Below are 25,132 nucleotides of genomic sequence, written 5' to 3'. Positions count from 1 at the left end.
TCCCGCAATGTCGCCGGGTGCTGCCCGAGGATCTCCCGCGCGGGTGGACCATCCGGCCGCCGTCCGTTCACCGTCCGCCCGGCGGACGGCACTTGACATCATGAATTGGTCCAGTCCATTTTGTGCTCCTCCCCGCACCTCCACCCCCACACCCCCACTGGAGGTCACCGGTGCACAAGCGCACCAGAATTCCCGCCGCAGGCGCGGCCGCCCTGCTCGCGGCGGCCGCCGCGTTCACCGCGCCGACCGTCGCGCACGCGGCGAACCAGCTCACCAACCCCGGCTTCGAGACCGGCACCCTGGCCGGCTGGTCCTGCTCCGGCGGGCTCGGCTCCGTCGTCGCCGGCCCCGTGCACGGCGGGACCAGGGCTCTGGCCGGCGCGGCCGGCGCGAGCGACAACGCCAAATGCACCCAGACCGTCGCCGTCCAGCCCAACACCGCCTACACGCTCTCCGGCTGGGTCCGCGGCAGCTACGTCTACCTCGGCGTCACCGGCGGCGGCTCCGCCTGGACCTCGGCCGCCGACTACACCAGACTGAGCGTCTCCTTCACCACCGGCGCCACCCAGACCAGCGCCGAGATCTACCTCAACGGCTGGTACGGGCAGGGCACCTACTACGCCGACGACCTCAGCCTGGACGGCCCCGGCGGTGGCGGCACCCCCGCCGACACCCAGGCGCCGACCGTCCCCGGCAACCTGCGCACCACCGGCAAGTCGGCCACCGGCGTCAGCCTCGCCTGGGACGCCGCCACCGACAACACCGGTGTCACCGGCTACGACGTCTACCAGGGCGCCACCAAGGTCGCGACCGCCACCGGGACCTCCGCCACCGTCGGCGGCCTCACCGCCGCCACCGCGTACACCTTCACCGTCAAGGCCCGTGACGCGGCCGGCAACACCTCCGCCGCCTCCGGCGCCCTCGCCGTCACCACCGACACCGGCGGCGGCACCCCGAGCGGCTTCAAGCAGGCCGCGCCCTACCTCTACAACGGCTGGGGCAACCCGCCCGCCGCCACCACCGTCATGAACGCCACCGGCGTCAAGTGGTTCACCCTGGCCTTCGTCCTCGCCCAGAACGGCTGCAACCCCGCCTGGGACGGCGAGCGGCCGTTGCTGAACGGCGTCGACCAGGCCACCGTCAACGCCGTCCGTGCGGCCGGCGGCGACATCGTCCCGTCCATCGGCGGCTGGAGCGGCAACAAGCTCGGCCCCAACTGTGCCACCACCGCCGACCTCGCCGCCGCCTACCAGAAGGTCATCGACGCCTACGGCCTGAAAGCGATCGACGTCGACATCGAGAACACCGACGAGTTCGAGAACACCGCCGTCCAGGACCGCATCCTCGGCGCGCTCAAGATCGTCAAGCAGAACAACCCCGGCCTGCGCACCATCCTGACCTTCGGCACCGCCACCACCGGCCCGACCTACTACGGCAGCCGGCTGATCGAGCAGGCGAAGGCGCTCGGCGCGGACATCGACGTCTTCACCATCATGCCGTTCGACTTCGGCAACGCCTCCACCGACATGTACGCCGCCACCGTCAGCGCCGCCGAAGGCCTGAAGGAGAAGCTGGAGTCCACCTACGGCTGGGACGCCGCCACCGCCTACGCCCACCTCGGCATCTCCGGCATGAACGGCCTCAGCGACACCGGCGAGACCACCACCGTCCAGAACTGGACCGCGATCCGAGACTGGGCCAACAGCCACCACATCGCCCGCCTGGCCTTCTGGTCCGTCAACCGTGACCGCGGCTGCGCGGGCGGCGGCCTGCAGGAGACCTACTCGGGCATCGCCCAGAACGACTGGCAGTTCACCTCCCTCACGGCCGGCTTCACCGGCTGACACCCCGTCCGGCCCGACCGACCGGCCGGCCCTGGCCTCTCACGACGAGGGGCCCGGGCCGGCCTGTCAGTGGGGTGGTGCAGAGTGGGCCGCGCACAGAACCACCGGGAGGACGGGCATGTTCGACACCGTGCACGACATCGACTGGGCGGCCCTCCGTCACGCCTACGGCCCGGCCGACGACGTGCCCGGGATGCTGCTCGGCCTCGCCTCCGACCTCCCCGGCGAACGCGAGGCGGCCCTCGACGACCTGCACGGCGCCGTCCACCACCAGCGGGACGTCTACGACTCCACCCTCGCCTGCGTCCCCTTCCTCTTCGAGTTGATCGCCGACCAGGCCCGGCCGGACCGCGGGCCGGTGGTCGAACTGCTCACCAGCATCGGCGAGTCCGTCCACCACTACCTGTCCGAGGAGGAGGAGGAGAGCGCGGACGAGTCCCCCTGGCGGGTCACCCTCGCCCAGGGCCGGGCCGCCGTGGCCGCGCGCGCCGACGTTTTCACGCCCCTGCTCACCGACCCCGATCCGGACGTGCGCTCCGCCGTGGCCGCCGCACTCGCCCTCCTGCACGCCGACGGTCCCGCCACCCTCGCCCTGCTGCGCGGGCGGCTTCCACACGAACCCGACACCGAAGCCCGGACCGCCCTCGCCACCGCCGCCGCCACCCTGGCCGAACGCTTCCCCGACCTCGCCACGCCCGCCACCGCCTGGCTCACCACTCTCGCAGGCGACCAGGAGCAGCCCGCAGCCCTGCGCCTCACCGCCTCCGCCCGGCTCGCCGCCCGCGCCCCCGGCCCCCTGCCCGCCGACACCGTCGCGGCCACCGCCCGACTGCTCCGCCACATCCCCGTCGGCCAGGCCGGCCACTCGGCCGGCGCCGCCCTGCGGATCCTCCACCGCGCCCTCGGCGACCGCCTCACCGACCGGGTGGCGCTCTGCACCGAGCAACTGACCGCCGCCGACCCGGCGCTGCGGCGTGGCGGCATCTGGCAGAGCAGCCTGCTGTTCCGCGAGGTACGCGGCCCCTTCGGCGAGCTGGCCGCCCTGCTCGGCCGCCGGCTCGCCGACCCGGACCAGGCCCTCGGCAAGGCCGCCGCCGCCGTCCTGCCGGGCCTCTTCCGCCTCGCCGCCCCCGCGGCCGACGCCGTCGCCGACTGCCTCGCCACGGTCGAGGACCCCTGGTCCGAAACCCGCTCCGACGACCTGCCGGACCCGCACCACCTGGTCCAGACCCTCACCCGGCTCGGCGACCCGCGCGCTCTCCCGGCGCTGGCCGCCGCCCTCGACCGGCCGGCCCTCCCCTACAACCTCGGCTTCCTGATCGCCGAACTCGGCCCCGCCGCCGCGCCGCTCGCCGGCCCACTGCGTGAGCGTCTCGCAGCGCTGCCACTGGAGCGCGCACCGCACGTCGACCAGGTCGACCCACTGCTCACCGCCCTCGGCGCGGCCGGCGGCGCCGACGCCGTCCCCGCCGTCCTGCGCCTGCTGCGCGCCGCCCCCGCCGGCCCGCTGACCGATTCCGCCCTGCGCGCCCTGACCCGGCTCGGCCCGGCCGCCGCCGAGGCCGCCCCCGCACTGCGCACGCTGCTCGCCGACCCCGACTCGCCGCACGCCCTGCCCGCCGCCGCTGCCCTCTGGGCCGCCACCGGTGACGCCGGCGCCGTCCTGCCGCTGCTGCTCACCAAGGCCGGCGACCCGAGCCCGTGGGTACGCCGCGCCGCAGCCAGGGCCCTCGCCCCGATCGGCCCGGCCGCCGCCGAGGCAGCCCCGGCCCTGCGGGCCATGCTCGCCGACGGCGAGGTCTGGGTCCGGGGCGAGGGCGCCACCGCCCTCTGGCACACCACCGCCGACGCCGGAGCCGTCCTCCCCGTCCTCACCGCCGCCTGGACGGAGAACCCGCACACCCGCGCCACCATCGCCGGCTGCTTCACCGCCATGGGCCCGGCCGCCGCCCCCGCCCTGCCACTCGTCCGCACCGAACTGGCCGCCATCCGCCGCCACAACGCCGGCTTCGGCAGCAGCCACGTCATCCACGACGACGAGCACCTGCTCCACGCCTGCCGCACAGCCGCCGAGGCGATACCCCCGGCGGGCTGAGCGACTTCGGTGGTGAACGACCGGCGGTTCGCCGCCGTCGCGGTCGGCCTCACCAGCCGACACCCCGTGCGGCGGGGCCTCGCGGACGAGGACCGGGCCGGGCGGGGTGTCAGCCGGTGGGTCGGGCGCCGGGCAGGAAGCCGGCCCGCTACCGGGCCGGGCGGACCTGGGTGACGCTCGTGTCACCGGCCCGCCGCTTGGCCTCCATCTCGTCGATCAGCTGCAGCACCGCCGCGTCCATCTGCTCCTTCGTCATGTTCGGGCCGTACTTCTCGTACAGGTCCATGCCGATCTTCATCGACATGTCGTCACCCGGGTCGTTGGTGCCGGTGCCGCCGGTACCGGCGTTGGCGGCCTCGACGAGCTCCAGCCGGCTGATCCCGGCCGACCTCCCGACGTACCCGTAGTGGATGTTGGAGTAGATGTCGTACGAGACCTCGACGTCCCGGTCGGGGACCTTGAAGTAGAAGTCGTTCGACGACTGGAGGTCGTAACGCTTCTCCAGGATCGGCTTGTGATCCCACGGACCACCGGTCTTGACCTGCTCGTACCAGATCGCCAGCCCCACCGCACGAGGCCCGGCGACCGAGCCCGGAATCGGGTTGACGATCGCCCAGGGGCTCTCGCTCTGCTCCATGTTCCGCCGGATTTCGGCGACCTGCGCGGAGTCGATGTTGGTCTTCATCTCGTCGAAGATGAAGTTCGAGGCATCGGTGAAGTGGGCCTCGCCCAGCCCTGCCTCGGCCTTGTCGAGCGTGTTGTACCCGCCCGGGTTGAACTCCCGGTCACTGGTGCCGGTGTTGCGCCCCAGCGCCCAGGCCGCCGCGCGGTCCGCCTCGTGCGCGGCCGCGCGGGCGTTGACGATGGCCCGCTCCAGCTCCTCGATGTTCTTCTTGTCCCGGGCGTCCTGCTCCGGATCCGGCTCGGCCAGGCACTGGGCGGGCATCGCCTTCCCGCCCGCGCCGACCACCAGATTCAGCCGCGGCGCCTCCTGCTCGGCCAGCCGGAGCAGTTCCTTGCGGGCGGCGGAGATGGCCGTGTGGGCGTCCAGCAGGACGCCGTGGATGGCGTCCGCCTCGGTCATGGCGTCGTACAGCTCCTTCGACACCTTCGCCATGAAGGTCTGCGCCGCGTCCGCGTCGGCGCCGCTCCAGCTGGCGTGGGTCGGAACGATCACCTGGTCGCGGTACTTGCCCTGCTGTTCCCCCATCGCCCGGGCGGCCTTCGACCACTGGTCGGCCGCCTCCTTCAGGTCGCTGAGAGGTGCGGCCAGCACTTGTTCGTATGTCAGCATGCTCATCCCCGTGCTGTGTTGCGATCCCGCCCGTCGTGGGCGGTCAGTGGAACTGCGATCCCATGCCCTGCATCTGCTGCGCGATCCCGTTCTCGGTCGCACTGTGACCGGCGGCGCTCTCGTCGAGGTTGCGGCCGGTGAGGTCGACCGCCTGGACGACCGAGACGGTCTGCCTGGACCAGCGCGAGACCGCCGCCTGAAGTGCCACGCCGAGTTCGAAGTTCTGGTGCTGCAACTGGGCGCCCGCCTGCTGGCTGGGTGCCTCCGGATGCTTCGATCCGCCCTGGACGGCCAGCGATATCTCACGGCAGTGCCCTGCGGACTTGCGCAGGTCCCCCGTGTTGACGCTGATCCCGCCCGAGCCGCCGTTCCCGCCTTCCGGCATCCCTGCTGCCCCCTTCGTCGTCGGTTCCGCGTGCCGGCGGAAGGGCTCCGCCCCGCCGACCGGCCCGCACCATCGTACGGATGTACGTTTCTGATGCGGCGAATGGTAGCGGGTGAGCGGTCTCCGCCGAACAGGCCCCGACGAGAGGAACCGGCCGGTCAGGCGGATGCCGGGGGTAGCGCCCCCCGCTGCAGCCAGGCGTCGAACAGGCCCTCCAGCGGTCGTCCCTGCGCGTACCGGCGGGCGTGCGCCGTGAAGTCGGCGGTGGTGACGACGCCATGGCGGTTGATGGTGGCCCAGTCCTTGAGCATCTGGAAGAAGAGGGCGTCACCCAGAGCGACCCGGAGGGCGTGGACGGTGAGGCCGCCGCGCTGGTACAGCCGGTCGTCGAACATCAGCTTCCGGCCCGGGTCACCGAGCCGGAGGTCCTGTGGCAGGCCGGCCAGCAGGGTGTGCGCGGCCGCGGCGTGGGTGGCGGCGGCCGGGCCGCCGGTGTGCTCGGACCAGAGCCACTCCGCGTACTTGGCCAGGCCCTCGTTGAGCCAGATGTGGCTCCAGTCGGCGATCGACACGCTGTTGCCGAACCACTGGTGGGCCAGCTCGTGGGCGATCAGCCGCTCGCGCTCCCAGCCGCCGCCGAGGTGGTTGGTGCCGAAGGTGGCGACGCCCTGCGCCTCCACCGGGACGTCCAACTCCTCGTCGGTCACCACGACCGCGTACTCGCCGAACGGGTACGGGCCGAAGACGTCCTCGAAGTACGCCATCATCTGCGGCTGCCGGCCGAAGTCGGTGGCGAACTCGGCCGCCACCCGCTCCGGCACGTAGCCGGTCTGCCGGACAGCCGGGCGCTCGGCGAGCGCCACCGGCAGGTAGTGGCCGATCGAGACGGTGACCAGGTACGTCGAGGTCGGCGCGGACTGCTCGTACACCCACGTCGTGCTGGACGCCCGGGTGGTACGGGTGAGCAGCCGGCCGCCGACCACCACCGTGTACGGGGACGGTGTCGTGACCGCTATCTGGTACGTCGCCTTGTCGGCCGGCCGGTCGTTGCACGGGTACCAGGAGGGCGCGCCGATCGGCTGGCTGGCGACCAGGGCGCCGTCGGTGAGTTCCTCCCAGCCGAGGCCGCCCCACGGGCTGCGCACCGGTCGGGGGTTCCCGGTGTAGTGCACCTCGACGGTGAACGCGGCCCCCGCCGCGAGCGCCTTGGCCGGGCGCACCCGCAGCTTGCCGGCCCGGTGGGTGTAGCGGGCGGCCTTGCCGTCCACCAGCACCCGGCCGATCCGGAACTCGGCGAGGTCCAGCGCGAACTCCGTCAGTGCCAGTCTGGCGACGGCGCTCAGCCGGGCGGTGCCGCCGAGCCGGTTGGGAGCGGGCCGGTAGTCCAGCGCGAGTTCGTAGCGGTGGACCTTGTACCGCGGGTCCCCGCTGTTCGGGAAGTACGGGTCGGGCGCGGCGGTGGGGGCCGCCGGGGCGTGCTGGTGGTTCACCGGGCGGGATTTCACCGGGTCGTGCGCTCCCTGCGAGCTGGGGGACGGGGACGCGTCCGTGCGGGATGTGGGTGATGTCGGTGCCGTGGGTACGGGCGGGACGGGGCCGGTCACGAGGTGGTCTGCCACGCCTCGATCGGGTTGCCCAGCCACCGCGTGTCCGCGGGCACGGACTCGGCGCGCATCACCAGCGAGGCCGGGCCCAGCGTGCTGCGCGCGCCCACCGTACTGCCGGGCAGCACGATGCCGCCCGGGCCCAGGGTGGCGCCCTCGCGGAGGATGACAGTATCCATCCGCATGATCCGGTCATGGAAGAGGTGGGTCTGCACCACACAGCCCCGGTTGATGGTCACCCCGTCCCCGAGGGTGACCAGGTCCGCCTCCGGCAGCCAGTAGCTCTCGCACCAGACGCCCCGCCCGACGTCCGCCCCGAGCGCCCGCAGCCAGAGGTTCAGCACCGGGGTGCCCGGCACCGCGCCCACCAGCCACGGCACCGCGAGCACCTCGACGAAGGTGTCGGCCAGCTCGTTGCGCCAGACGAAACCGCTCCACAGCGGGTGCTCCACCGCCCGGAACCGCCCGACCAGCAGCCACTTCGCCGCCACCGCGACCAGGCAGGCCGCCCCGCCCGCCGTCAGCAGCACCACGCCGGACAGCAGCGCCGCCGCCACCGGCGACCGGCCGGCCGCCAGCCAGGAGAGCGCCGCCAGCGTCAGCGCGCCGAGCGCCCCGGAGGCCAGCACCGGCAGCAGCCGGGCCACTTCGACCAGCCCGCGGGCCCAGAGCAGCCGGGCCGGCGGCTCGTAGGTCAGGCTCTGGTCCGCCTGGTCGGCCGAACGCGGCAGCCGCATGGGCGGCATACCCAGGTACGAGCTGCCCTTCTTGGCCTTCGCCGGAGTCGCGGACAGCACGCCCACCAGCCCCCGCTTGGGGACCGACCGGCCCGGTGCGGTCATCCCCGAGTTGCCGAGGAACGCCCGCTCGCCGACCTTCGCCTCGCCGAGCCGCACCCAGCCGCCGCCCAGCTCGTACGGGGCGATCAGGGTGTCGTCCGCCAGGAACGCGCCGTCCCCGACCGTGGTCAGGCTGGGCAGTGCCAGCACCGTCGACACCTCGGCGCCGCGGCCGACCTTCATCCCGAGCGCCCGCAGCCAGAGCGGCGTCACCAGACCCGCGTACAGCGGGAAGAGAATCTCGCGCGCCTGGTCCATCAGCTGGGTGACCGTCCACGCCTGCCAGCCGACCCGCCCGTGCAGCGGGTACACCCCCGGCGCCAGTCCGATGCTGAGCAGCCGCACGGTCGCGACGAGCTGCGCCGCGTACACCAGCCCGTAGGCGAGGGTGGCCGGCAGCAGGCCGACCAGGGCGCCGCCGAGCGCGGTGCCGAGGCCCGTGCCGGGGTGGACGAAGCGGGCGAGCACCGCCAGCCCGGCGAGCGCCGGCAGGACCGGGAGCAGGCTGAGCGCCGTGCCGCTGGCCCCGTACAGCGCGGCCCAGCGGGCCTGGCGCACCGGCCGCTCCTTGGGCCAGGCGCGTTCGGCGCGGCCCAGCTTGACGGCGGGCGCGCCGCCCCAGCGCTGGCCGGTCGGCACCTGGCCGGTGACGCTGGAGCCGGCCACCACCTGAGCCCCCTTGCCGACCTTGGCGCCGGGCAGCAGCGTGGAGCGCGTCCCGACCACGGCGCCCGGGCCGACCTTGACCTGGCCGACCTCCAGCCGGTCACCGTCCAGCCAGTAGCCGCAGAGGTCGACCTCGGCCTCCACCGCGCAGCCCCGGCCGAGCCTGAGCATCCCGGTGATCGGCGGCAGCGAGTGCAGGTCCACCTCCGGGCCGACCTTGGCGCCGAGCGCCCGCGCGTAGCGGACCAGCCACGCCCCGGAGAGCGCCGTCGCGCCGGTCACCTCGGCGAGCCGCTCGGCCGTCCAGAGCCGCAGATGCGTGGAGCCGCCACGCGGGTAGCGGCCCGGGCGCAGGCCGCGCAGGAGCAGCCGGGCGCCGCCCGCCGCGACGGCCAGCCGGCCCGCCGGGGTGTAGAGCGCCAGCGCGCCCACGCCGACCGCCCACCAGGAGGCGGTCGGCGCCCACGGGTAGTCGCCGAGCCAGGTGAGCGCGTTGCCGAGTGCCAGCAGCGCGACCGTCCAGCGCACCCCGACCACGGTGAAGAGCGGGATCAACAGGAGCAGCTGAAGCAGCATGGCCCGGGTCGGCACCAGCGCGACCGTGCGGGCCTCGCCCCCGTCGGACGCACCGCGTTCCAGGTGACGGGCGAGCTTGCGCAGCGTCGGCTGCTGGTAGATGTCCAGCACGGCGGCGCTGGGGTAGCGGGTGCGCAGCAGGGTGGTGAGCCGGGCGGCGGCCAGGCTGCCGCCGCCGATGGCGAAGAAGTCCTCGCGGGGGCCGCTCACCGGCACGCCGAGGATCTCGGTCCACTGTTCGGCGAGCCAGGCCTCGGTGCCGTAGAGCTGTTCGGTGGGCCCGGCCGTCTCCAGGTCGGGCAGCGGCCAGGGCAGCGCGTTGCGGTCGACCTTGCCGGAGGTGCGGGTGGGCAGCGAGTCGACCGGTGCGAGCAGCGGCACCAGGGCGGCGGGCAGCTCGGCGCGGAGCCGCTCGACGGCCTGCTCGCGGTCCCAGCCGTCCTTGGTCACCAGGTAGCCGACCAGCAGCTGGTTGCCGCCGCGTGCGGTGCGGACGGCGGCGGCCGCCCCGGCCACGCCCGGGAGGGCCTGCAGGGCGGCGTCGACCTCGCCGAGTTCGATCCGGCGGCCGCCGAGCTTGATCTGCTCGTCGGCGCGGCCGAGGAAGAGCAGGCCGGCCGGGTCGGCCTGGACGAGGTCGCCGCTGCGGTAGGCGCGCTCCCAGCCGAGGGAGGGCAGCGGTGCGTACTTCTCGGCGTCCTTGGCCGGGTCCAGGTAGCGGGCCAGGCCGACGCCGCCGATCACCAGCTGTCCGGTGCCGCCCGGGGCGACCGGCTCGCCGGCCTCGTCCACCACGGCGAGGTCCCAGCCGTCCAGTGGCAGGCCGATCCGGACCGGGCCGTCCCCGGTCAGCAGCGCCGCGCAGGCCACCACGGTCGCCTCGGTGGGCCCGTAGGTGTTCCAGACCTCGCGGCCCTCGGTGACCAGCCGCTGCACCAGTTCGGGCGGGCAGGCCTCGCCGCCGAAGATCAGCAGCCGGACCTCGTTCAGCGCCTCGGCCGGCCAGAGCGCGGCCAGCGTGGGAACGGTGGAGACCACGGTGATCTCCTGCTCGGCCAGCCACGGCCCGAGGTCGGCGCCGCTGCGGACCTGCGAGCGCGGGACGGGCACCAGGCAGGCACCGTAGCGCCAGGCCAGCCACATCTCCTCGCAGGAGGCGTCGAAGGCGACGGAGAGGCCGGCCATCACGCGGTCGCCCGGGCCGATCGGCTCGTCCTGGAGGAAGAGCGCGGCCTCGGCGTCGACGAAGGCGGCGGCGTTGCGGTGAGTGACGGCGACGCCCTTGGGGCGGCCGGTGGAGCCCGAGGTGAAGATGATCCACGCGTCGTCGGCGGGGGTCGGACGGACCGGGGCGGCGGCCTCCCGCGGCGCGCCGGTGAGGGTCAGGGCGCGCTCCGCGCCGAGCACGGCGGCGACGGCGGCCTCCTCGAAGACCAGCTGCGCGCGCTCGTCGGGGTCCTCGGCGTCCACCGGGACGTAGGCGGCTCCGGCGGCGAGCACGGCGAGGATCGAGACGTAGAGGTCGTTGGTGCCGGAGGGGACGCGGATGCCGACCCGGTCGCCCGTGCCGATCCCGGCGGCGGCCAGCCGGCGGCGCAGCTGCTCGACCTCGGCGGCGAGTGCCCGGTAGCCGAGCACGGTCCGGCCGTCGTCCAGGGCCGGTTCGTTGGGGTGGGCGCGGACGGTGGCGTCCAGGAGATCGACCAGGGTGCGCGGGGCGGGGGCCGGGCGCCCGGGGAAGAGGGCCTGGGCCTGCGAGGTCTGCGGGTCCTGCGGGGCTTGCGGGCGCTGCGGGGTTTGTGGGGCCTGCTCGGGGGCGGCCGTCTCGCCGGGGGCGGGGGCCTGTAGGGCGTGCCGGGTGTGCTCGGTGTGGCTCGGTTCAGCAGTCATGGCAGCCCGTGCGCTCCTCGTCCTCGCCCCTGTCCCGACCGGCGCTCGACCCTTGGGGGCGGTGGGAGCACACGCCTGATCGGGTGACCCCACTCCGGGGCCGGAGCGGACAACCCGACCGATGGTAGCCCCGGGTGATGAACGGCGTACTGCCCGACACTCCACTCAACTAGCGTTCAACTGGCCGAATCTGACTATAAGTCAGCCAATAACTGAGCTGCTGTGAGTCGATTGTGACGAACTGTCAGTCAGTTTGACGGACCATCAGCAGTTTTTGCGGGCCGTGACCCACGCCACACCGGAAGGTGCTCTCTTCGGGTGGCGAACGCCGCGGTGGGGGCGTGGTGGGGGTGGCGGACGCCCGCGGTCGAGTGTGCCGGACGTGGTCGCGGGCCCGTGGCTGCCCTGTGGCGGCCCCGCGACGGGCCCTGGAGTCGGGCCTGCCGCGGGGTGCGGAGCGAGGCCGGTCAGGTCCGGGCGGTTGCGGCGGTGATCTGCGGCGGGGTCCAGTCGGCGTGGCGGAGCACGGTGCGGATCACCGCACCGGGCGGGGTCAGGCGGATCGCCGTGTTGCGGGCGGCGACGGCCAGCGGGTGGGCGAGCTGTTGTCCCATCCGGCCGGCTCGCCGCGCGTCGCGGGCGACCGTCTGGCTCCGCGGGCGCCGCTCGGCGTCGTACCGGGCGAGAGCCGCCTCGACGCCGGGCTCCGAGCCGATCGCGGCGGCCAGGGTCACCGCGTCCTCCAGGGCCTGGCAGGCCCCCTGGCCCAGATGGGGGGTCATGGCGTGGGCCGCGTCGCCGAGCAGCGCGACCCGGCCCGCCGTGTACGAGGGAAGCGGCGCGACCAGTTCGTTGACGTCATGATGCAGGACGGCCTCCGGGCGGGTCGCGGCCAGCAGTGCGGGGATTGGGTCGTGCCAGCCGGCGAAGCGACGGCGGACCTCGGCCAAAGGGTCCGGGTAGCGCACCCCGGCCGGGGCGTTGAGCACCGCGTGCCACTCGGCCCGGCCGTCCGGGAAGGCGATGTGGCCGAACTCCGCGCCGTGGCCCCAGGTCAGCTCGAAGTCGGCGATCGATCCGTTGGCCGCCCCCTCGACGGGCCGCTCGGTGATCGCCCGCAGCACCGTCGAACCGCTGTAGACCGGGCCGGGGTGGCCGGGGAAGAGCCGGCGGCGCAGTCGGCTGCCGATCCCGTCGGCCGCGACCACCAGGTCGGCGTCGAGCGCGGTGTCGCCGTACTCGACCCGGACCCGCGAGGGCAGGGTGGTGCCCGTCGCCGTCCCTGCCGACTTCGCCGCCTCGACCGCCGTCACCTCCGCGCCGATCACCAGCGACTCGGCCGGCAGCGCCTCCCGGAGGATCCGGTGCAGCGCCGCGCGCGGGATGCCGATGATCGGCGCGCCCAGCTCGCGCTCCAGTGCCATGCCGTCCATCAGGGCCAGCCGGCGGCCGCTCGGAGTGCGGGTGCCACCGGTGTACTGGCGGCGCGAGGCGGCCTCCACCGCCTCGCCGACGCCGAGAGCGGTGAGAGCCCGCAGGCCGTTGGCGGCCAGCGAGATCCCGGCGCCCGCGTCGTCCGGCACCGCTGCCCGCTCGACCACCGTGACGTCCCACCCCGCCAGCCGGAGCCCGATCGCGGCCGCAAGTCCGCCGATGCCGCCCCCGACCACCACCGCGCTGTTGCTGCTCATGCCCGGTCCTTCCCTGTCGTTCGCGCTGACCTTCTACATCTGTAGAGGGAGAGTACTCGCACTTACTACGGGTGTAGAAAGGGGGGATGCGGGAAGCTGAGGCGGGCAAGCAGGAACAGTCGGACGAGCGTGGGCAGGACGGGTATCGGCCAGGTGGGCGCACAGCGAGCGGGGCGGCAACGCCCGGGGCGGCCGGGCGCGGTCCGGCAGCGCGCGGGGCCGACCGGCGCACCCTGCTGGCGGACGCGGCGATCGGCGTCCTCGCCGACGCGGGCGTGCGCGGGCTGACCCATCGAGCGGTGGACGCGGCGGCCGGGCTGCCGGTCGGCACGACGTCGGCGTACCTGCGGACGCGACAGGCGCTGCTCACCGCACTGGTCCGGCGCCTGGTCGAGCTGGACCAGAGTGAGCTCCAGGTGATGGGCGAGCAGGTCCCGGTGCCGCGCTCGGCCGCCGAGCTGGCCGAGGGCATCGCCCTACTGGCGGAGCGCAGGCTGACGGGCGAAGGGCGGCGGCGCTCGCTCGCGCGTTACGCCTGCGCGGTGGAGAGCGTGCGCGATCCCGAACTGCGCGAGATCCTCGTCCCGCGCGAGAACGCGGGCCGCGCGGCCGTCCGCACATTCATCGCCGCCCAGGGCGTGGCCGACCCGGAGGAACGCACCCTCACACTGCTGGCCTGCGTGGACGGCCTGGTCTTCGACCGGCTGGTCAGCGGCGGGGCGGTGCGGGCGGACGAGATCCAAGGCCTGGTCGCGGCAGCCCTGCGCGGGCCGGAGCGCGCGGCCGGCTGACCCGGCGGCGCGGCCGGGTCGGCGGTCGATCGCGCCGCGCGGGGCCGGTGGGGAGCCGGCATCCGAGCCGCCCTGTTCGGACGGTCGCGCTTGAGACCCCTTGCCCTGGTCCTGCGCCGCCGGCGCGAGGAGGGCGTGCCGGCCCTGACCGCGGTGGATGCCGACCCCGAGGTCATGCGATGGATCGGCGACGGCAGCACGGTCTCACCCTCGATCCCGCTGCGGTCCGCCGCTCATCGCCGACCCAACCGACTCCGCACGGCGCCCCGCGTTGCCTCGATGATCTGCCGTCAGGGCGACGGTGGCTGCTCGGAGGGGGGCTCCGTGGGGGCCTCGGGAGACGAGTCGGTGGGGAAGAGGACGGGGCTGAGGAGGTACGGCCTGCGGCCCGCCCCCGGTTGATTGCCGAGGCGAGGCCGCAGAACCGCGACCAATTCCCCCATCAGCTCGCCGAGTTCCTCGGGGCTGAGCCAGAACGTGCCCTGGCGGTAGGAGACGTAGTCGGCGGTCGGGTTCGCGCCGTCGCGGTCGAGGTAGGCGTTGAACTCGGCGATCAGGGTGACCATGGCGGCCGCGAAGCCGCGGCGGTGGTCGTCCAGGGACATGGCCGCGGCGGCGTCACCGTCGATCGAAGGGCGGTTCCGGCGCAGCCGGTACCGACGCTCGACGGCGCCGCGCACGCGGTGTTCCCCGGCCACTTCGAGGAAGTCGGCCTCTGCCAGCAGGGCGACGTGCCGGTAGACGGTCACCCGCGACACCTCGGGCATCCGGGTGCACAGCTCGCCCGTGGTGAGCTCGCGCCCGCCGGCCAGGGCGTGCACCACGCGTAGGCGGACCGGATGGAGAAGCAGATCGGCGGTATCCACGCCGTCACTATTTCACAAGTGATACCGTTATCGAAAATGAAATCGTTGCGTTCTCCGGGGGCGAGCATGAGGCAGGGGACGGGGCGGGCGGTGGCCCTGAACGGGCGGTCCGTCCACCTGGAGGAGTCGGGCCGGGGCACCGATTGGGTCGTGTTCGAGGCCGGCCAGGGGATGGGGCGGACGTGCTGGGACGCGGTGCTGCCGTTGCTGGCCGACCGGGCGCGGCTGGTGGCCTACGACCGCGCCGGGTTCGGGCGCAGCGGCCGGACCACGGAGCAGTTGGGGATCGACGACATGGCGGCCGACCTGGTCGCGCTGGTCGATGCGGTGCTGCCGGGTCCCGCCCGGCCGGTACTTGTCGCGCACAGCATGGGCGGGCTGGTCGCGCGCCGGGCCGCGGAGAGTCTGGGGCCGAGGCTGCGGGGGCTGCTGCTGCTCGACCCGACCCCGGAGACCGCGCCCGTCTACGACACCTTCGACCGGACGGCCGCCAAGGTCGACCGTGCGCTGGGTGTGACGCAGGCGCTGGTCCGGTTCCGCCCGCTGGCCCGACTGGCGAGCGGGAACGTCCGCCGTGTCTTCCCGGCGGACACCTACGCGGCCATGCTCGCCGAGGACTTCGTTCCGGCCGGCATCGCGCAGACGAGGAAGGAGTTCAGGGCCGTGGCCGAGGCCATCCCCCGGTTCCGCGCCGAGCCGCCCGCCCTTCCGGCGTGTCCGACGGTCCTGCTCTCGGCAACCCGCCCCGCGCGGGGCCGGGAAGAGCACCACGCCGTCATGGCCGAGCACCAGCGGCGTTGGGCCGAGTCGCTGCCGGACGGTCAGTTCGAAGAGGTCGGCTCGGGTCACTTCATCCAGGCCGAGCAGCCCGGGATCGTCGCGGACCGGGTCGGAGGCCTCCTCGACCGGGCAGTCCCGACCGGGCTCTGACCCCTGGCCCCGTTCCGACGCACAGATCAACGAGGTGAGCTCGAACCAAGGACGTCCCACAGCCTTCGGCCGCCGCACCCCGCACTTCCCCCGCGCGCGGAGCCGGCCCCGCCGACCGCGTACTGCGCGCATCCGATGCCGACCGCGAGCTCCCCCGGGGCAAGGAACGGCGTCGGCGAAGGTGTGGACGGAAGGGCCTCGGCAACTAGCCTCGCGGCTTCGCGCCATCGTCGGTCCCGGTGTCTCCCGCAGGTCCGGTGCCATTCTCGACCCCCGTGCCTTTCTCGATCTCGGCGGCGAACCCCGCGAGCAGGATGCGCAGCGTGCGGTGGAAGCGCTGCTCGGAGTCCAGGCCGGCGCCGGTGCCGAAGGCTTCGGCCAACTGCGGGAACACCGCCGGGTCCAGTGACCGGAACTGCTCCGGGTCGGGCTCCGTCCCCTCGTGGTGGGGGGTCTCGCCGACCTCGGCGAGGGTGTGGCCGAGCGTGAACGACACCACGGTGTTGAGGACGTCCAGGGCGTCCGCGAGCGGAACTCCGTCGGCGCGCAGCGCGCCGATGCCGCGTTCCAGCAGGTGCAGTGCTGCCGGGGTGGCGGCCGGGCGGGTGGCCAGGACGGTGGGCATCGCCGGGTGGTCGAGCAGGATCCGGCGCAGGGCGACGGCGAAGTCGCCCACCACCGTCGTCCACGGCCGGCCGGCGGGGTCGGTGAAGAGGTCGCCGGCGGACAGCTCCAGCAGGCGCTCCACCATGCCGTCGAGCAGGGCCGCCTTGCTGGGCACGTAGTAGTAGAGCGTCATGCCCTCGACGCCGAGCGCCGCGCCGAGCTTGCGGTTGGAGAGGGCGGCGAGCCCGTGCCCGTCGACGAAGGCCAGGGCCGCGTCGATGACCTTCTCCCTGGTCAGGCCCGTCCTCGGGCGCCCGCGTCCGCTCGCCATCGACTGCTCCTCCATGCTGCGGCTTGACATGTCTTGCGATGTAAGAAAACAATAGCGGACATCAGGTTCTTGCACTGCAAGACAATGTTTCGGGGAGGACGTCATGCAGCTCGTCAGTGTCATGGTGCGCAGGCTCAACGACGGGGTCGACTACGGGGAGTTCCGCAAGAGCTGGATCCCGGACGAGGTCGTCCCGGGCGACCCGCGGACCAGGGTGATCACCGCCGCCGATGTGGAGGACCCGCAGAAGATCGTCACCATCGCGATCATCGAGGGCGATCACGGGCCCGAGTCCATCCAGGAGTGGATGGAGCGACTCGCCCCGGTGGAGGAGCGCCGCTTCGAGCGGATCAAGGACCTGGTCGGCCCGCCCACCCTGAACGCCGTCTACCAGGTGCTCGCCGAGGACGACCTCTCCAAGCCGATCGCGGAGTAGCGCGAGCCGGGGTGTGACCGGCGGCGGCCGGTGGCTTCGGTGGGCGGCCTGCGAGCCGGTCTTCTGGTTTCGCACGGCGCTCTCCCGCTCCTGGTGTTCGACCTCGCCCGGGGGATTCCGAGCAGGTGACGGGACATTAACCGACGCCACTGACACTGCGGTTGGATCACAGGCTCCCAGGGATCCCACGAAAAGGACGTACAGTCACATTAATTCGTATAGGGATTCACGGAGGCAAACGTATGTGCTAGCGTGCGGCTGCCAGCTTCTCAGAGTCGAGAAAGTGGGTCCTGTCATGCGTCAAGAATTCTCCCGACGTGGACTTCTGGGTACCGCCGGAATGGCCGCCGCCGGGGTGTCCGCGGCTTCCCTCGGCCTGGCGGCCGGCGCCGGCCCGGCGGCCGCCGAGCCCGCCGAGCTGCCCGAGGGGCAGTCGGTGCTCCCGGACGACCCCCGGTACCAGACGCTCAGTCAGGGCTTCAACCAGCGGTGGAGCAGCACACCGGCCTATGTTCGGCTGGTGGGCAACGAGGCCGACGCCGTGGCGGCGCTGAAGACGGCGGTCGACAAGGGGGTGCGGCCGACGATCCGGGGCGGCGGGCACTGTTACGAGGGCTTCGTCGACAACGACAACGGCGTCATCCTCGACCTCAGCACCCTGCGCGGTGTCCGTGCGGCGACGGACAAGTACGGCGCGTCCACGTACTGCGTGGAGGGCGGCGCCACCAACTGGGACGTCTACACCACACTCTTCCGCAAGTACGGCGTCACGCTGCCGGCCGGCTCGTGCTACTCGGTCGGGGCCGGTGGGCATATCTGCGGCGGCGGGTACGGGCTGCTCTCCCGGCGGCACGGGCTGACCGTCGATCACCTGGTGCAGGTCGACATCGTCACCGTCCGCGGCGGCAAGGTGGAGGTGACCAGAGCCCACCGCAACGACCCGAAGGACTCGGCGGAGCGGGACCTCTTCTGGGCGCACACCGGCGGTGGCGGGGGGAACTTCGGTGTGGTGCTGCGTTACCACTTCCACCATGAGCTCCCGAAGCCACCGCCGAGGGTCTGGTTGAGCAGCGTCGCCTGGCCATGGGACGAGCTGGTCAAGCGGCCGGCCGACTTCCATCGGCTGGTGGACAACTTCGGCGCCTTCTTCGCCGAGCACAGCGGAAGGGGCGAGTCGGTCTACCGGGGATTGTTCGCCATCCTCAAACTCACCCACCGGACGAACGGGAACGTCGTCCTGCTCAGCCAGTGGGACGAGGACGATCCCGCGCCGCTGGAGCAATTCCTGACCGCGATGGAGGACGGGATGAAAACCAAGGCGACCGTCCAGACCAACAGCGTCGGCGGGCTGTTCCTTCCGTATCCGGACAAGCGCCGCCAAATGCCGTGGTTCCAGGCCACCATGACGCTCAACCCCTCGGGGGACAACCAGCGGGGCAAGTACAAGTCGGCCTACCACCGCCGGGCGTTCACCCCCGCGCAGGTCGAGAGCTTCTGGGAGTGGCTGACCAAGGACGTCCAGGGCGTCGACCTCACGCAGACGCTGGTCCAGGTCGATTCCTACGGTTGCAGGATCAATGAGCGCAAGCCCACCGAGGATGCCATCCCCCAGCGTGACTCGATCATGAAGCTCCAGTACCAGACGTACTGGACCGACCCCGCCCAGGACGCCGCTCACCTCGACTACCTGCGCGGTCTCTACCGGGCGGTGTACAAGGCCACCGGAGGCATCCCCGAGATCGACACCGATACCGACGGTGCCTACGTGAACTACCCCGACACCGACCTCGGCGTGGCCGGCCAGGCGAACCCGGCCTATCAGCGGCTGTACTACAAGCAGAACTACAGCCGACTGCAGAGGGTGAAGAAGAGCTGGGACGAGAAGAACGTGTTCCACCACGCCCAGTCGATCACCCTGGACTGATGCTGACTTTTGCTGACCTGAGCTGATGGGAGGTCAGGTCTGACCGGCATGGCAAGCAGCTGTTCGCACAGTAGCCAGTCGGATGATCCGGGCGAGGGACTGGACCCGCTCTGCAGCTTGCCTCCACATGAGCGTGATCCCGCCTTCGCGGACGCTGCCGCCCTGCGGCTCCCCCTCCGCTCGGCCACCGTGGCGTCGATCCAGTCACCCGCGCGGTGATGCGCGAGGCCGAACTTGGTGGGCAGGCCGACCTTCGTGCCAAGCTCCAGGCCGAGACAGCAAGGGAGGATGTTTACTGGCCGGTCCTGGTGCTGCACCTCGCCGAGTCCCCGATGGCTGAGCTCTCAGCCCGCATTGCCTCCCCACCGGGCTGGGCCGACCTTACGGTGCTGGAGGAACGCCTGCATCGCCTGGGAGATCGGACGCTCCGCGGTGAACTCGTGGCCGTGGAGGACCGCCGACTGCAACCACACTTCGTCGGCGAGGCCGCGGCTGCGCTCGAAGCGGCGCCGCACGATGCGGCACGGGCCGTTGGTCAGCCCGCCAGCTGCGAAGCTGAGGGCCTGATTTCACGAACTGCCCAATGTCGGCTGCGTCGTGGCCGAGGCAGGGGAACCTCCGAGGCCGCATCGCCCACCAGGGGGTAGGCGGCCGCGGGCGCAGGCGGCGGGAGGTCAATGCTTTCGTGCGGCTGGTCTGACGGGGACCCGAGCCGCCATCGCCAGGGTGTCCTCGACATACCCGTCACCTCTTCCGTGCCAGCTCGGCACCGAGGTGTTGCAGGGTCTCAGCTGTGCACTCGGTGGTCTCGGACGGGAACGGGCTGTCGGCGCCGGCGAGCTGTGTGGCGTTGACGCGGAAGCGGTCGGCCATGGTGTCCAGGTGGGCGTGCACCAGGTTCAGGTCTGGCGATGCGCAGCGCCCGCGGGGCGCGCCAGTGAACAGCGCTTCCGCATTCCGCGACCGACTCCTGGGGGCGGCCCTGTCTCCATCCAGCCGGACGGATGCGGCCGCGCCCTGCGCGTGCTTCCGGCCTCGAATCACTGATGCGGCGACATCTGCCCGGCCGGCGCATGGGCCGTACGCGAGGACCGGTGTTCAGCACCCATCGCAGGCCGGGGGCGGGCAAGGTCCTCGCGCCGCGCGGCGGCCTGGCCGGGAGTCCGTCGTTGGCCGGGGTCCTCGGCCGTGCGCTGTGTTCGCGAGCGGATGTCGGGTGCGGGTACGAGCATGGGGGTAGGAAAGGAGTGCGGGCACCGGTTTTGGATGTTGCTGCCGCGGAGGGCCGATGCGCGGGGACGGACGGGTCGCGAACGCCTGGCTCGCTCTGCTGAGCCGGGACTGGCTGGGACTGCCGGTTGCGCTGCTGGTGACGGCGGTGGGTGTCGGCCTCGTGGCGCTGGAGAGCGCCTGGACGGTGGCACTCGGGTGGGCGACTGTGACTGTCGGTGCCGTGTTGGCAGCCGGAGCGGTGCGGCACCTGGTGCTGGTGGCCCACGGGGCGCGGGCGCGGCCGGTGCCGGGGAAGCTGGTCGACGTGGGAGGCCACCGGATGCACGTCCTCGCGGCGGGGGACGCCGGGGACGGCCCGACGGTCGTCTGGCTGCCGGGGGGACACGCCCCCGGCGAGGACTTCCGGCACCTGCACGTGATGACGGCGGCGCGGACCCGCTCGGTGCTGGTCGACCGGTTCGGCTCGGGCTGGAGTGATGTCGGGCCCTTCCCGAGGACGACGGCGGCCGAGGCGGAGGAACTCGTGGCTGCGCTGGCGGCGGCGGGGGAGCGGGCTCCGTACGTGTTCGTCGGCCATTCCTTCGGCGGGCTGCTGGTCGCGAATGCCGCCAGGCGGCGGCCGGACCTGGTGGCCGGACTCGTGCTGCTGGATCCGACGCCCCTGGAGGTCATCGCGTTCGCGCCGCCCAACCGGCTGGTCGCGGGCATGCGCGGGGCGTTCCTGCGGACGGCGGTGCGGCATCTCTTCGGCGCTCACCGGGGCCGCGGCGGCCGGACCGGCCAGTACTGCGCGGCCGCGTCGATCTTCGCGGAGCTCTCGCCTGCCGGCCTGGCGGGGGTGGGCTGGGAGACCGTGGTCTATGACGGGGACCTCGGCGACCTGCCGCTGGTGCTGGTGATACCCCGCGACCTCACGGGCGGCGAGACGGTGCTGGCCGCCGCCCGGGACACGGCCGAGGCCGAGCGGATCGCCCGGTTCTACCTTCGGACGAGGACCCGGTACCTGGCGGCGTCGACGGCGTCGCGGCTGGTGTACACGCCGGCGGGCACCGGCCATGCCTTCCCGACCGAGGCGCCCGGGTTCGTGGTCGGGGTGGTCGCGGATCTGGTGCGGGAGCTGCGCACGTTCAGCCCATGACCGTGCGGGCGGAGCCGGCCCGGGCCGGGCGCCGGCGGGAGAAGGCGCCCAGGTCCACGACGTTGCCGGTGTGCTCGCAGCGGTAGCGGACCGGGTCCTCGTCGTGGTCGTGGCCGGCTTCGACCAGGTCGACGAGGGTGGCGAGGAAGCGGCCCACCAGCGGGGCGTTCTTGAACTGGTTGCCGCTGGTGCCCATGGCGACGTAGTAGCCGCCGAGGGCGGTGCGGTCGTAGATCGGGGTCCAGTCGTCGGCGACGTCGTACACGCCCGCGACCCCGAGGGGCCGGTTCGGGACGCCGATCTCCGGGAAGCGGCGGGCTGCCCGGGTGACCTGGGTCCGGAAGCGGTGGGCGGTGGGGCGGGGGTCGGCTTCGTCCGGGTCGTCGATCCACTCCGGCAGGTCGCAGGGCGGCTCGGTGCCGCCGACCAGGAGGTGGCCGCCGGAGGCCGCTCGCAGGTAGGTGCCGAGGTCGAGGTCGGCGACGACGGGGCCGAGTCCGGGACCGGTGGTGTGGCCGCTCGGCGCAACGACCTGGTGGACCTCCTCGCGCAGCGGGCGCACGCTGATCGTGAAGTCGCTGCCGACGCCGGACAGCCGGTTGAGGCCTCCCGACCACGGGCCGGCGGCGTTGACCACGACCGGCGTGGCGATTCGCGTTCCGTCGGCCAGCCGGATTCCCGCCACCCGGTCCGCGTGCCGGTCGACGGCCACCACGGTGTGGTGGAACAGGAAGCTCGCGCCCAGCTCACCCGCCGCGTCGGCGAGGTTCTGGGCGGCGAGCTGCGGGTCGTCGACGAACCCTGCGTCCGGGGTGAAGAGGGCGCCGAGCTCGCCGGTCGGTGCGTCGAAGAAGGCGTCGTCGTCCACCGGCTTCGGCGGCCAGTACCGCCCGGGGTCGATCCCGGGGAGGCGCCGGCGCAGCGTCGGGGCGTCCCACCGTTCGTACGGGACGCCCACGCGGTCGAACAGGGCGGTGACCGCCGACGGTGCGACGGCGGGGGAGTCGAGCAGCACGGCCCCGCTGCGGTGGAAGGCCGCGAGCGGGCGGCGGCCGGTGAGCCGCAGGTGGTCGGGCCAGGACGTCCAGAGGTGCTGGGCCTCCCAGGCGGTGGCCACGCCGTCGAAGGTGGAGTAGTTGAACCGGATGATCGCACTGGAGGCGCTGGTGGAGCCGTGGCCGGCGGCGCCCGCCTTGTCCACGGCGACCACCTGCCGCCCGGTGCGGGCGAGTTCGAGGGCCACGGCGGCGCCGATCACCCCGGCTCCGACGACGACCGCGTCCGGTCGGCTGGTGGTCATGACGGCCTCTCATCCGGCAGGGAGGTGCGCAGGCGGGGCAGGGAGGTGCGCAGACCGGGCACGGAGGTGCGCAGACTGGGCACGGAGGCGAGCAGCGTCCGGGTGTACGGGTGCCGTGGATCGCGCAGCAGGGCCTCGGTGGGGGCGGTCTCGACGATCCGACCGTGCCGCATGACCGCCACCGCGTCGGAGACGTAGCAGACCGCGGGCAGGTTGTGGCCGATGAAGAGCATGGACAGGCCGAGCCGCCGCTGGAGGCCGCGGATCGTGTTGAGGACGGAGGCCTGCACCGAGACGTCGAGCGCCGAGGTGATCTCGTCGGCGATCAGCAGTCCGGGCTCGACGGCCAGGGCACGGGCGACGGCGACCCGCTGGCGCTGGCCGCCGGACAGTTGCCGAGGCAGGCGGTCCGCGAACCGGGCGTTCAGGCCGACGAGTTCGAGCAGGGCGGTGACCCGCTCGGCACGGGCCCGCCGGTCGAGCCGGTGGAACGCGGTTGCCGCTTCGCCCAGCGTCTGGCGGACGGTCATCCGGGGATCCAGCGCGGTGTCCGGGTCCTGGAGGACGATCTGGACCAGGCGGCCGAGCCGGCGCCGGTCACCGACGGTGCGGGCCCGCACCTCCCGGCCGTCGAGCAGGATCCGGCCCCCGTGCACGGGTGTGAGGCCGACGATCGCGCGGGCCAGGCTCGACTTCCCGGAGCCGGACTCGCCCACCAGCCCGAGCGTGGTGCCGGCCGGGATTTCCAGCGAGACCCCGTCCACGGCGGCGACGGGGCCGCGCGGGCCGGGGTGGCGGACGGTGAGGTCGGTGAGCTGAAGGGCGGTCATGACACGACCACCTCCGCCGCCACCGGGTGCCAGCAGGCCACCCGGTGGACTGCGTCGAGGTCCTCCAGCGGCGGCGCCTCCTCGGCGCAGTGCTCCCGGCGGCGTGGGCAGCGGGGCTCGAACGGGCAGCCCGGGGCGGGCGCGAGCGGCTCGGGCAGTGTGCCCTCCACCGTCGGCAGGGGCCGGTCGCGGTCCGCGGTGAGGTCCGGTACCGACTCGATCAGGGCCCGGGTGTAGGGGTGCCGGGTGCCGGTCGAGAGTCGGTCGGCGGGCAGGGTCTCGACGATGGACCCCGCGTACATCACCAGCACGCGGTCGCAGAACTCGCCCACCAGCGCGACGTCGTGGCTGATGAACAGGACGGCGGCGGAGGTGTCCCGCCGGATCTCGGACAGCAGCCGGGTGATCTGCCGTTGCACGGTGACGTCGAGCGCGGTGGTCGGCTCGTCGGCGATGATCAGGCCGGGCCGCACCATCAGAGCGGCGGCGATCATCACCCGCTGGCGCTGGCCGCCGGAGAGCTGGTGGGGGCGTGCCCGCAGCACGGCCGGAGGGAGGGCGACCCGGCGCAGGGCGTCGGAGGCCTCCGCCAACGCCTGGGCGCGGCTCGCGCCGCGATGGGTGCGGACGGTCTCGGTGAGCTGGGTGGCGATGCGCAGCGACGGGTTGAGCGCCGAGGCCGGGTTCTGGAAGATCATCGCCAGGCCGGTCGCGAGGTGGTGTTCGCGCTCCTTCGGCGTCATGGCGGCGAGGTCGGCGACGAGCAGGCGGAGGGTCCGCCGGGAGATCCGGGCCCGGTCCGGGAGCAGGTCGGCGACGGCGAGCGCGGTGAGCGACTTTCCGGAGCCGGATTCGCCGACGAGTCCGACGATCTCACCGGGCCGCAGGGACAGGTTCACGCCGCGCACCGGTCGGATCACACCGTCCGGGGTGGGGAGTTCGACGGTGAGGTCCTCGACCTGGAGGACGAGACCCTCCGCGGCGGGCCCGCTCGTGGCGGTCGGCGTGGCGGTCGGCGCGGCGGGCGTACGGGGTGCCGGGCTGCGCCGGGCGACGCCTCCGGCCAGGACCTCGCCGAGCAGCTGGAACGTCACCGCCGCGTAGAGGACGGCCAGGCCGGGTGCGAGGGCGGGCAGCGGCTCGGCGTAGATGCGGTCGAGTCCCTGGTTGAGCAGCTGCCCCCAGTCGTAGCCGGGCGGTTGGACGCCCAGGCCGAGGAAGCTCAGCCCGGCGAGCGCGACGAGGGCCGTGCCCGCGGCCGTGGTGGTGCTCAGCAGCAGGGGTTCGGCGATGTTGGGCAGGACGTGCCGCCACAGCAGCCGGTGCCGGCGCAGGCCGAGGACCCGGGCCGCGGCCAGGTGGTCGGTGCCCGCGACGGCGGCGGCGAGCGTCTGGGCGAGCCGGGCGAAACCGGGCACACCGGCGACGGCCAGGGCGAGCACCGCCCCGCCGGCGCCCGCGCCGAACACGACCGCGAGGAACATCGCGACCAGGATTGCGGGGAAGGCGAGCAGGACGGTGATCAGCCCGGCGAGCAGTCGGCGGGTGCGGAGGCCGACCACGGCGGTGGACGCGCCGAGGAGGATGCCCCCGGTCGCGCCGAGCAGGACCGCGGCCAGCGCGAGCAACAGGGAGGGCCGGGTGGCCGTCAGGACGCGGGCGAGCACGTCCCGTCCGAGGCTGTCGGTGCCGAACGGGTGTGCTGCGGACGGGCCTTGCAGCACCGCCGAGGGGTCGGGGAGGTCGGCCGCCGCTCCCCAGAGGAGCGGGCCGGCCAGTGCGAGCACGACCAGGGACGCCAGCATGGCCGCCGCGGCCCAGGCCATGGGCGAGCGCGGGTACCTGAGGGGAAGGGACATCGGA

Annotated in this window: 18 protein-coding genes; 7 read left to right on the top strand and 11 right to left on the bottom strand. The window is 73.4% G+C overall.

All coding sequences use genetic code 11. From position 1 onward, the window contains the following. Positions 1-170: 170 nt before the first annotated feature. Both ACZ6NC_RS08690 and ACZ6NC_RS08685 read left to right on the top strand, forming a co-directional pair. Entirely contained in the window at positions 171-1,844 is a 1,674-nt protein-coding gene (locus ACZ6NC_RS08690) for a carbohydrate binding domain-containing protein (RefSeq protein ID WP_465730380.1), read from the top strand. Positions 1,845-1,962: 118 nt separating this feature from the next. Beyond that, positions 1,963-3,939 (top strand): HEAT repeat domain-containing protein, encoded by a 1,977-nt coding sequence (locus ACZ6NC_RS08685; RefSeq protein WP_465730378.1) that lies wholly within the window; start codon positions 1,963-1,965, stop codon positions 3,937-3,939. A gap of 148 nt (positions 3,940-4,087) precedes the next feature. On the opposite strand, the gene ACZ6NC_RS08680 is transcribed toward ACZ6NC_RS08685, so the two are convergent. From ACZ6NC_RS08680 to ACZ6NC_RS08660, 5 genes are all read right to left on the bottom strand, one after another. Continuing rightward, positions 4,088-5,239, bottom strand: coding sequence for a polymorphic toxin type 44 domain-containing protein (locus ACZ6NC_RS08680; protein ID WP_465730377.1), 1,152 nt, complete (start codon positions 5,237-5,239; stop codon positions 4,088-4,090). Between the two features lie 37 nt (positions 5,240-5,276). Next, positions 5,277-5,618 (bottom strand): hypothetical protein, encoded by a 342-nt coding sequence (locus ACZ6NC_RS08675; protein WP_465730375.1) that lies wholly within the window; start codon positions 5,616-5,618, stop codon positions 5,277-5,279. Positions 5,619-5,776: 158 nt separating this feature from the next. After that, positions 5,777-7,108, bottom strand: coding sequence for a M1 family metallopeptidase (locus ACZ6NC_RS08670; protein WP_465730373.1), 1,332 nt, complete (start codon positions 7,106-7,108; stop codon positions 5,777-5,779). Positions 7,109-7,218: 110 nt separating this feature from the next. After that, a complete protein-coding gene (locus ACZ6NC_RS08665) occupies positions 7,219-11,193 on the bottom strand; it encodes a Pls/PosA family non-ribosomal peptide synthetase (protein WP_465730371.1) in 3,975 nt (1,324 codons plus the stop codon). A 467-nt stretch (positions 11,194-11,660) separates the two neighbouring features. After that, on the bottom strand, positions 11,661-12,884 hold the full coding sequence (locus tag ACZ6NC_RS08660) for an FAD-dependent monooxygenase (RefSeq protein WP_465730369.1): 1,224 nt from the start codon (positions 12,882-12,884) through the stop codon (positions 11,661-11,663). An 86-nt stretch (positions 12,885-12,970) separates the two neighbouring features. Here ACZ6NC_RS08660 and ACZ6NC_RS08655 point away from each other — a divergent pair, with 86 nt between their 5' ends. Beyond that, the gene (locus ACZ6NC_RS08655; RefSeq protein WP_465730367.1) at positions 12,971-13,675 is read left to right on the top strand and encodes a TetR/AcrR family transcriptional regulator; all 705 of its coding nucleotides are present in this window, start codon (positions 12,971-12,973) and stop codon (positions 13,673-13,675) included. Positions 13,676-13,965: 290 nt separating this feature from the next. On the opposite strand, the gene ACZ6NC_RS08650 is transcribed toward ACZ6NC_RS08655, so the two are convergent. After that, complete coding sequence (locus ACZ6NC_RS08650) at positions 13,966-14,541, bottom strand: helix-turn-helix domain-containing protein (RefSeq protein WP_465730365.1); 576 nt, start codon at positions 14,539-14,541, stop codon at positions 13,966-13,968. 66 nt (positions 14,542-14,607) lie between these two features. Between ACZ6NC_RS08650 and ACZ6NC_RS08645 the strand changes: the two genes are divergently transcribed. Beyond that, positions 14,608-15,471, top strand: coding sequence for an alpha/beta fold hydrolase (locus ACZ6NC_RS08645; protein ID WP_465730363.1), 864 nt, complete (start codon positions 14,608-14,610; stop codon positions 15,469-15,471). Positions 15,472-15,676: 205 nt separating this feature from the next. On the opposite strand, the gene ACZ6NC_RS08640 is transcribed toward ACZ6NC_RS08645, so the two are convergent. Then, on the bottom strand, positions 15,677-16,438 hold the full coding sequence (locus ACZ6NC_RS08640) for a TetR/AcrR family transcriptional regulator C-terminal domain-containing protein (protein ID WP_465730361.1): 762 nt from the start codon (positions 16,436-16,438) through the stop codon (positions 15,677-15,679). A 73-nt stretch (positions 16,439-16,511) separates the two neighbouring features. Between ACZ6NC_RS08640 and ACZ6NC_RS08635 the strand changes: the two genes are divergently transcribed. Then, a complete protein-coding gene (locus ACZ6NC_RS08635) occupies positions 16,512-16,844 on the top strand; it encodes a hypothetical protein (protein WP_465730359.1) in 333 nt (110 codons plus the stop codon). 355 nt (positions 16,845-17,199) lie between these two features. Next, positions 17,200-18,768 (top strand): FAD-binding oxidoreductase, encoded by a 1,569-nt coding sequence (locus ACZ6NC_RS08630; RefSeq protein ID WP_465730357.1) that lies wholly within the window; start codon positions 17,200-17,202, stop codon positions 18,766-18,768. Positions 18,769-19,512: 744 nt separating this feature from the next. On the opposite strand, the gene ACZ6NC_RS08625 is transcribed toward ACZ6NC_RS08630, so the two are convergent. Beyond that, positions 19,513-19,662 carry a hypothetical protein gene (locus tag ACZ6NC_RS08625; protein ID WP_465730355.1) on the bottom strand — a complete coding sequence of 50 codons (150 nt, stop codon included), beginning with the start codon at positions 19,660-19,662 and terminating at the stop codon, positions 19,513-19,515. 394 nt (positions 19,663-20,056) lie between these two features. On the opposite strand from ACZ6NC_RS08625, the gene ACZ6NC_RS08620 reads away from it, so the two are divergent. Further along, complete coding sequence (locus ACZ6NC_RS08620; protein ID WP_465730353.1) at positions 20,057-21,139, top strand: alpha/beta fold hydrolase; 1,083 nt, start codon at positions 20,057-20,059, stop codon at positions 21,137-21,139. On the opposite strand, the gene ACZ6NC_RS08615 is transcribed toward ACZ6NC_RS08620, so the two are convergent. Genes ACZ6NC_RS08615 through ACZ6NC_RS08605 form a run of 3 tightly spaced genes read right to left on the bottom strand, consistent with a single transcriptional unit; the run spans position 21,129 to position 25,128 of the window. After that, a complete protein-coding gene (locus ACZ6NC_RS08615) occupies positions 21,129-22,439 on the bottom strand; it encodes an NAD(P)/FAD-dependent oxidoreductase (RefSeq protein WP_465730351.1) in 1,311 nt (436 codons plus the stop codon). The genes ACZ6NC_RS08620 and ACZ6NC_RS08615 overlap by 11 nt on opposite strands. Further along, the gene (locus ACZ6NC_RS08610; RefSeq protein ID WP_465730349.1) at positions 22,436-23,269 is read right to left on the bottom strand and encodes an ABC transporter ATP-binding protein; all 834 of its coding nucleotides are present in this window, start codon (positions 23,267-23,269) and stop codon (positions 22,436-22,438) included. The genes ACZ6NC_RS08615 and ACZ6NC_RS08610 overlap by 4 nt, the downstream gene beginning before the upstream one ends. After that, entirely contained in the window at positions 23,266-25,128 is a 1,863-nt protein-coding gene (locus ACZ6NC_RS08605) for a dipeptide/oligopeptide/nickel ABC transporter permease/ATP-binding protein (protein ID WP_465730347.1), read from the bottom strand. Before ACZ6NC_RS08605 ends, ACZ6NC_RS08610 begins: the two co-directional genes overlap by 4 nt. Positions 25,129-25,132 lie beyond the last annotated feature (4 nt).

The sequence above is a fragment of the Kitasatospora sp. NPDC041988 genome, assembly GCF_055588525.1.
This window is presented reverse-complemented; position numbering and strand designations above follow the sequence as displayed.

Excerpts from the sequence above, each read along its gene's own strand:
- ACZ6NC_RS08685 (WP_465730378.1), top strand. The coding sequence starts at position 1,963 with ATGTTCGACACCGTGCACGACATCGACTGGGCGGCCCTCCGTCACGCC.
- ACZ6NC_RS08680 (WP_465730377.1), bottom strand. The coding sequence starts at position 5,239 with ATGAGCATGCTGACATACGAACAAGTGCTGGCCGCACCTCTCAGCGAC.
- ACZ6NC_RS08675 (WP_465730375.1), bottom strand. The coding sequence starts at position 5,618 with ATGCCGGAAGGCGGGAACGGCGGCTCGGGCGGGATCAGCGTCAACACG.
- ACZ6NC_RS08665 (WP_465730371.1), bottom strand. The coding sequence starts at position 11,193 with ATGACTGCTGAACCGAGCCACACCGAGCACACCCGGCACGCCCTACAG.
- ACZ6NC_RS08660 (WP_465730369.1), bottom strand. The coding sequence starts at position 12,884 with ATGAGCAGCAACAGCGCGGTGGTGGTCGGGGGCGGCATCGGCGGACTT.
- ACZ6NC_RS08655 (WP_465730367.1), top strand. The coding sequence starts at position 12,971 with ATGCGGGAAGCTGAGGCGGGCAAGCAGGAACAGTCGGACGAGCGTGGG.
- ACZ6NC_RS08645 (WP_465730363.1), top strand. The coding sequence starts at position 14,608 with ATGAGGCAGGGGACGGGGCGGGCGGTGGCCCTGAACGGGCGGTCCGTC.
- ACZ6NC_RS08640 (WP_465730361.1), bottom strand. The coding sequence starts at position 16,438 with ATGTCAAGCCGCAGCATGGAGGAGCAGTCGATGGCGAGCGGACGCGGG.
- ACZ6NC_RS08635 (WP_465730359.1), top strand. The coding sequence starts at position 16,512 with ATGCAGCTCGTCAGTGTCATGGTGCGCAGGCTCAACGACGGGGTCGAC.
- ACZ6NC_RS08620 (WP_465730353.1), top strand. The coding sequence starts at position 20,057 with ATGCGCGGGGACGGACGGGTCGCGAACGCCTGGCTCGCTCTGCTGAGC.
- ACZ6NC_RS08615 (WP_465730351.1), bottom strand. The coding sequence starts at position 22,439 with ATGACCACCAGCCGACCGGACGCGGTCGTCGTCGGAGCCGGGGTGATC.
- ACZ6NC_RS08610 (WP_465730349.1), bottom strand. The coding sequence starts at position 23,269 with ATGACCGCCCTTCAGCTCACCGACCTCACCGTCCGCCACCCCGGCCCG.
- ACZ6NC_RS08605 (WP_465730347.1), bottom strand. The coding sequence starts at position 25,128 with ATGTCCCTTCCCCTCAGGTACCCGCGCTCGCCCATGGCCTGGGCCGCG.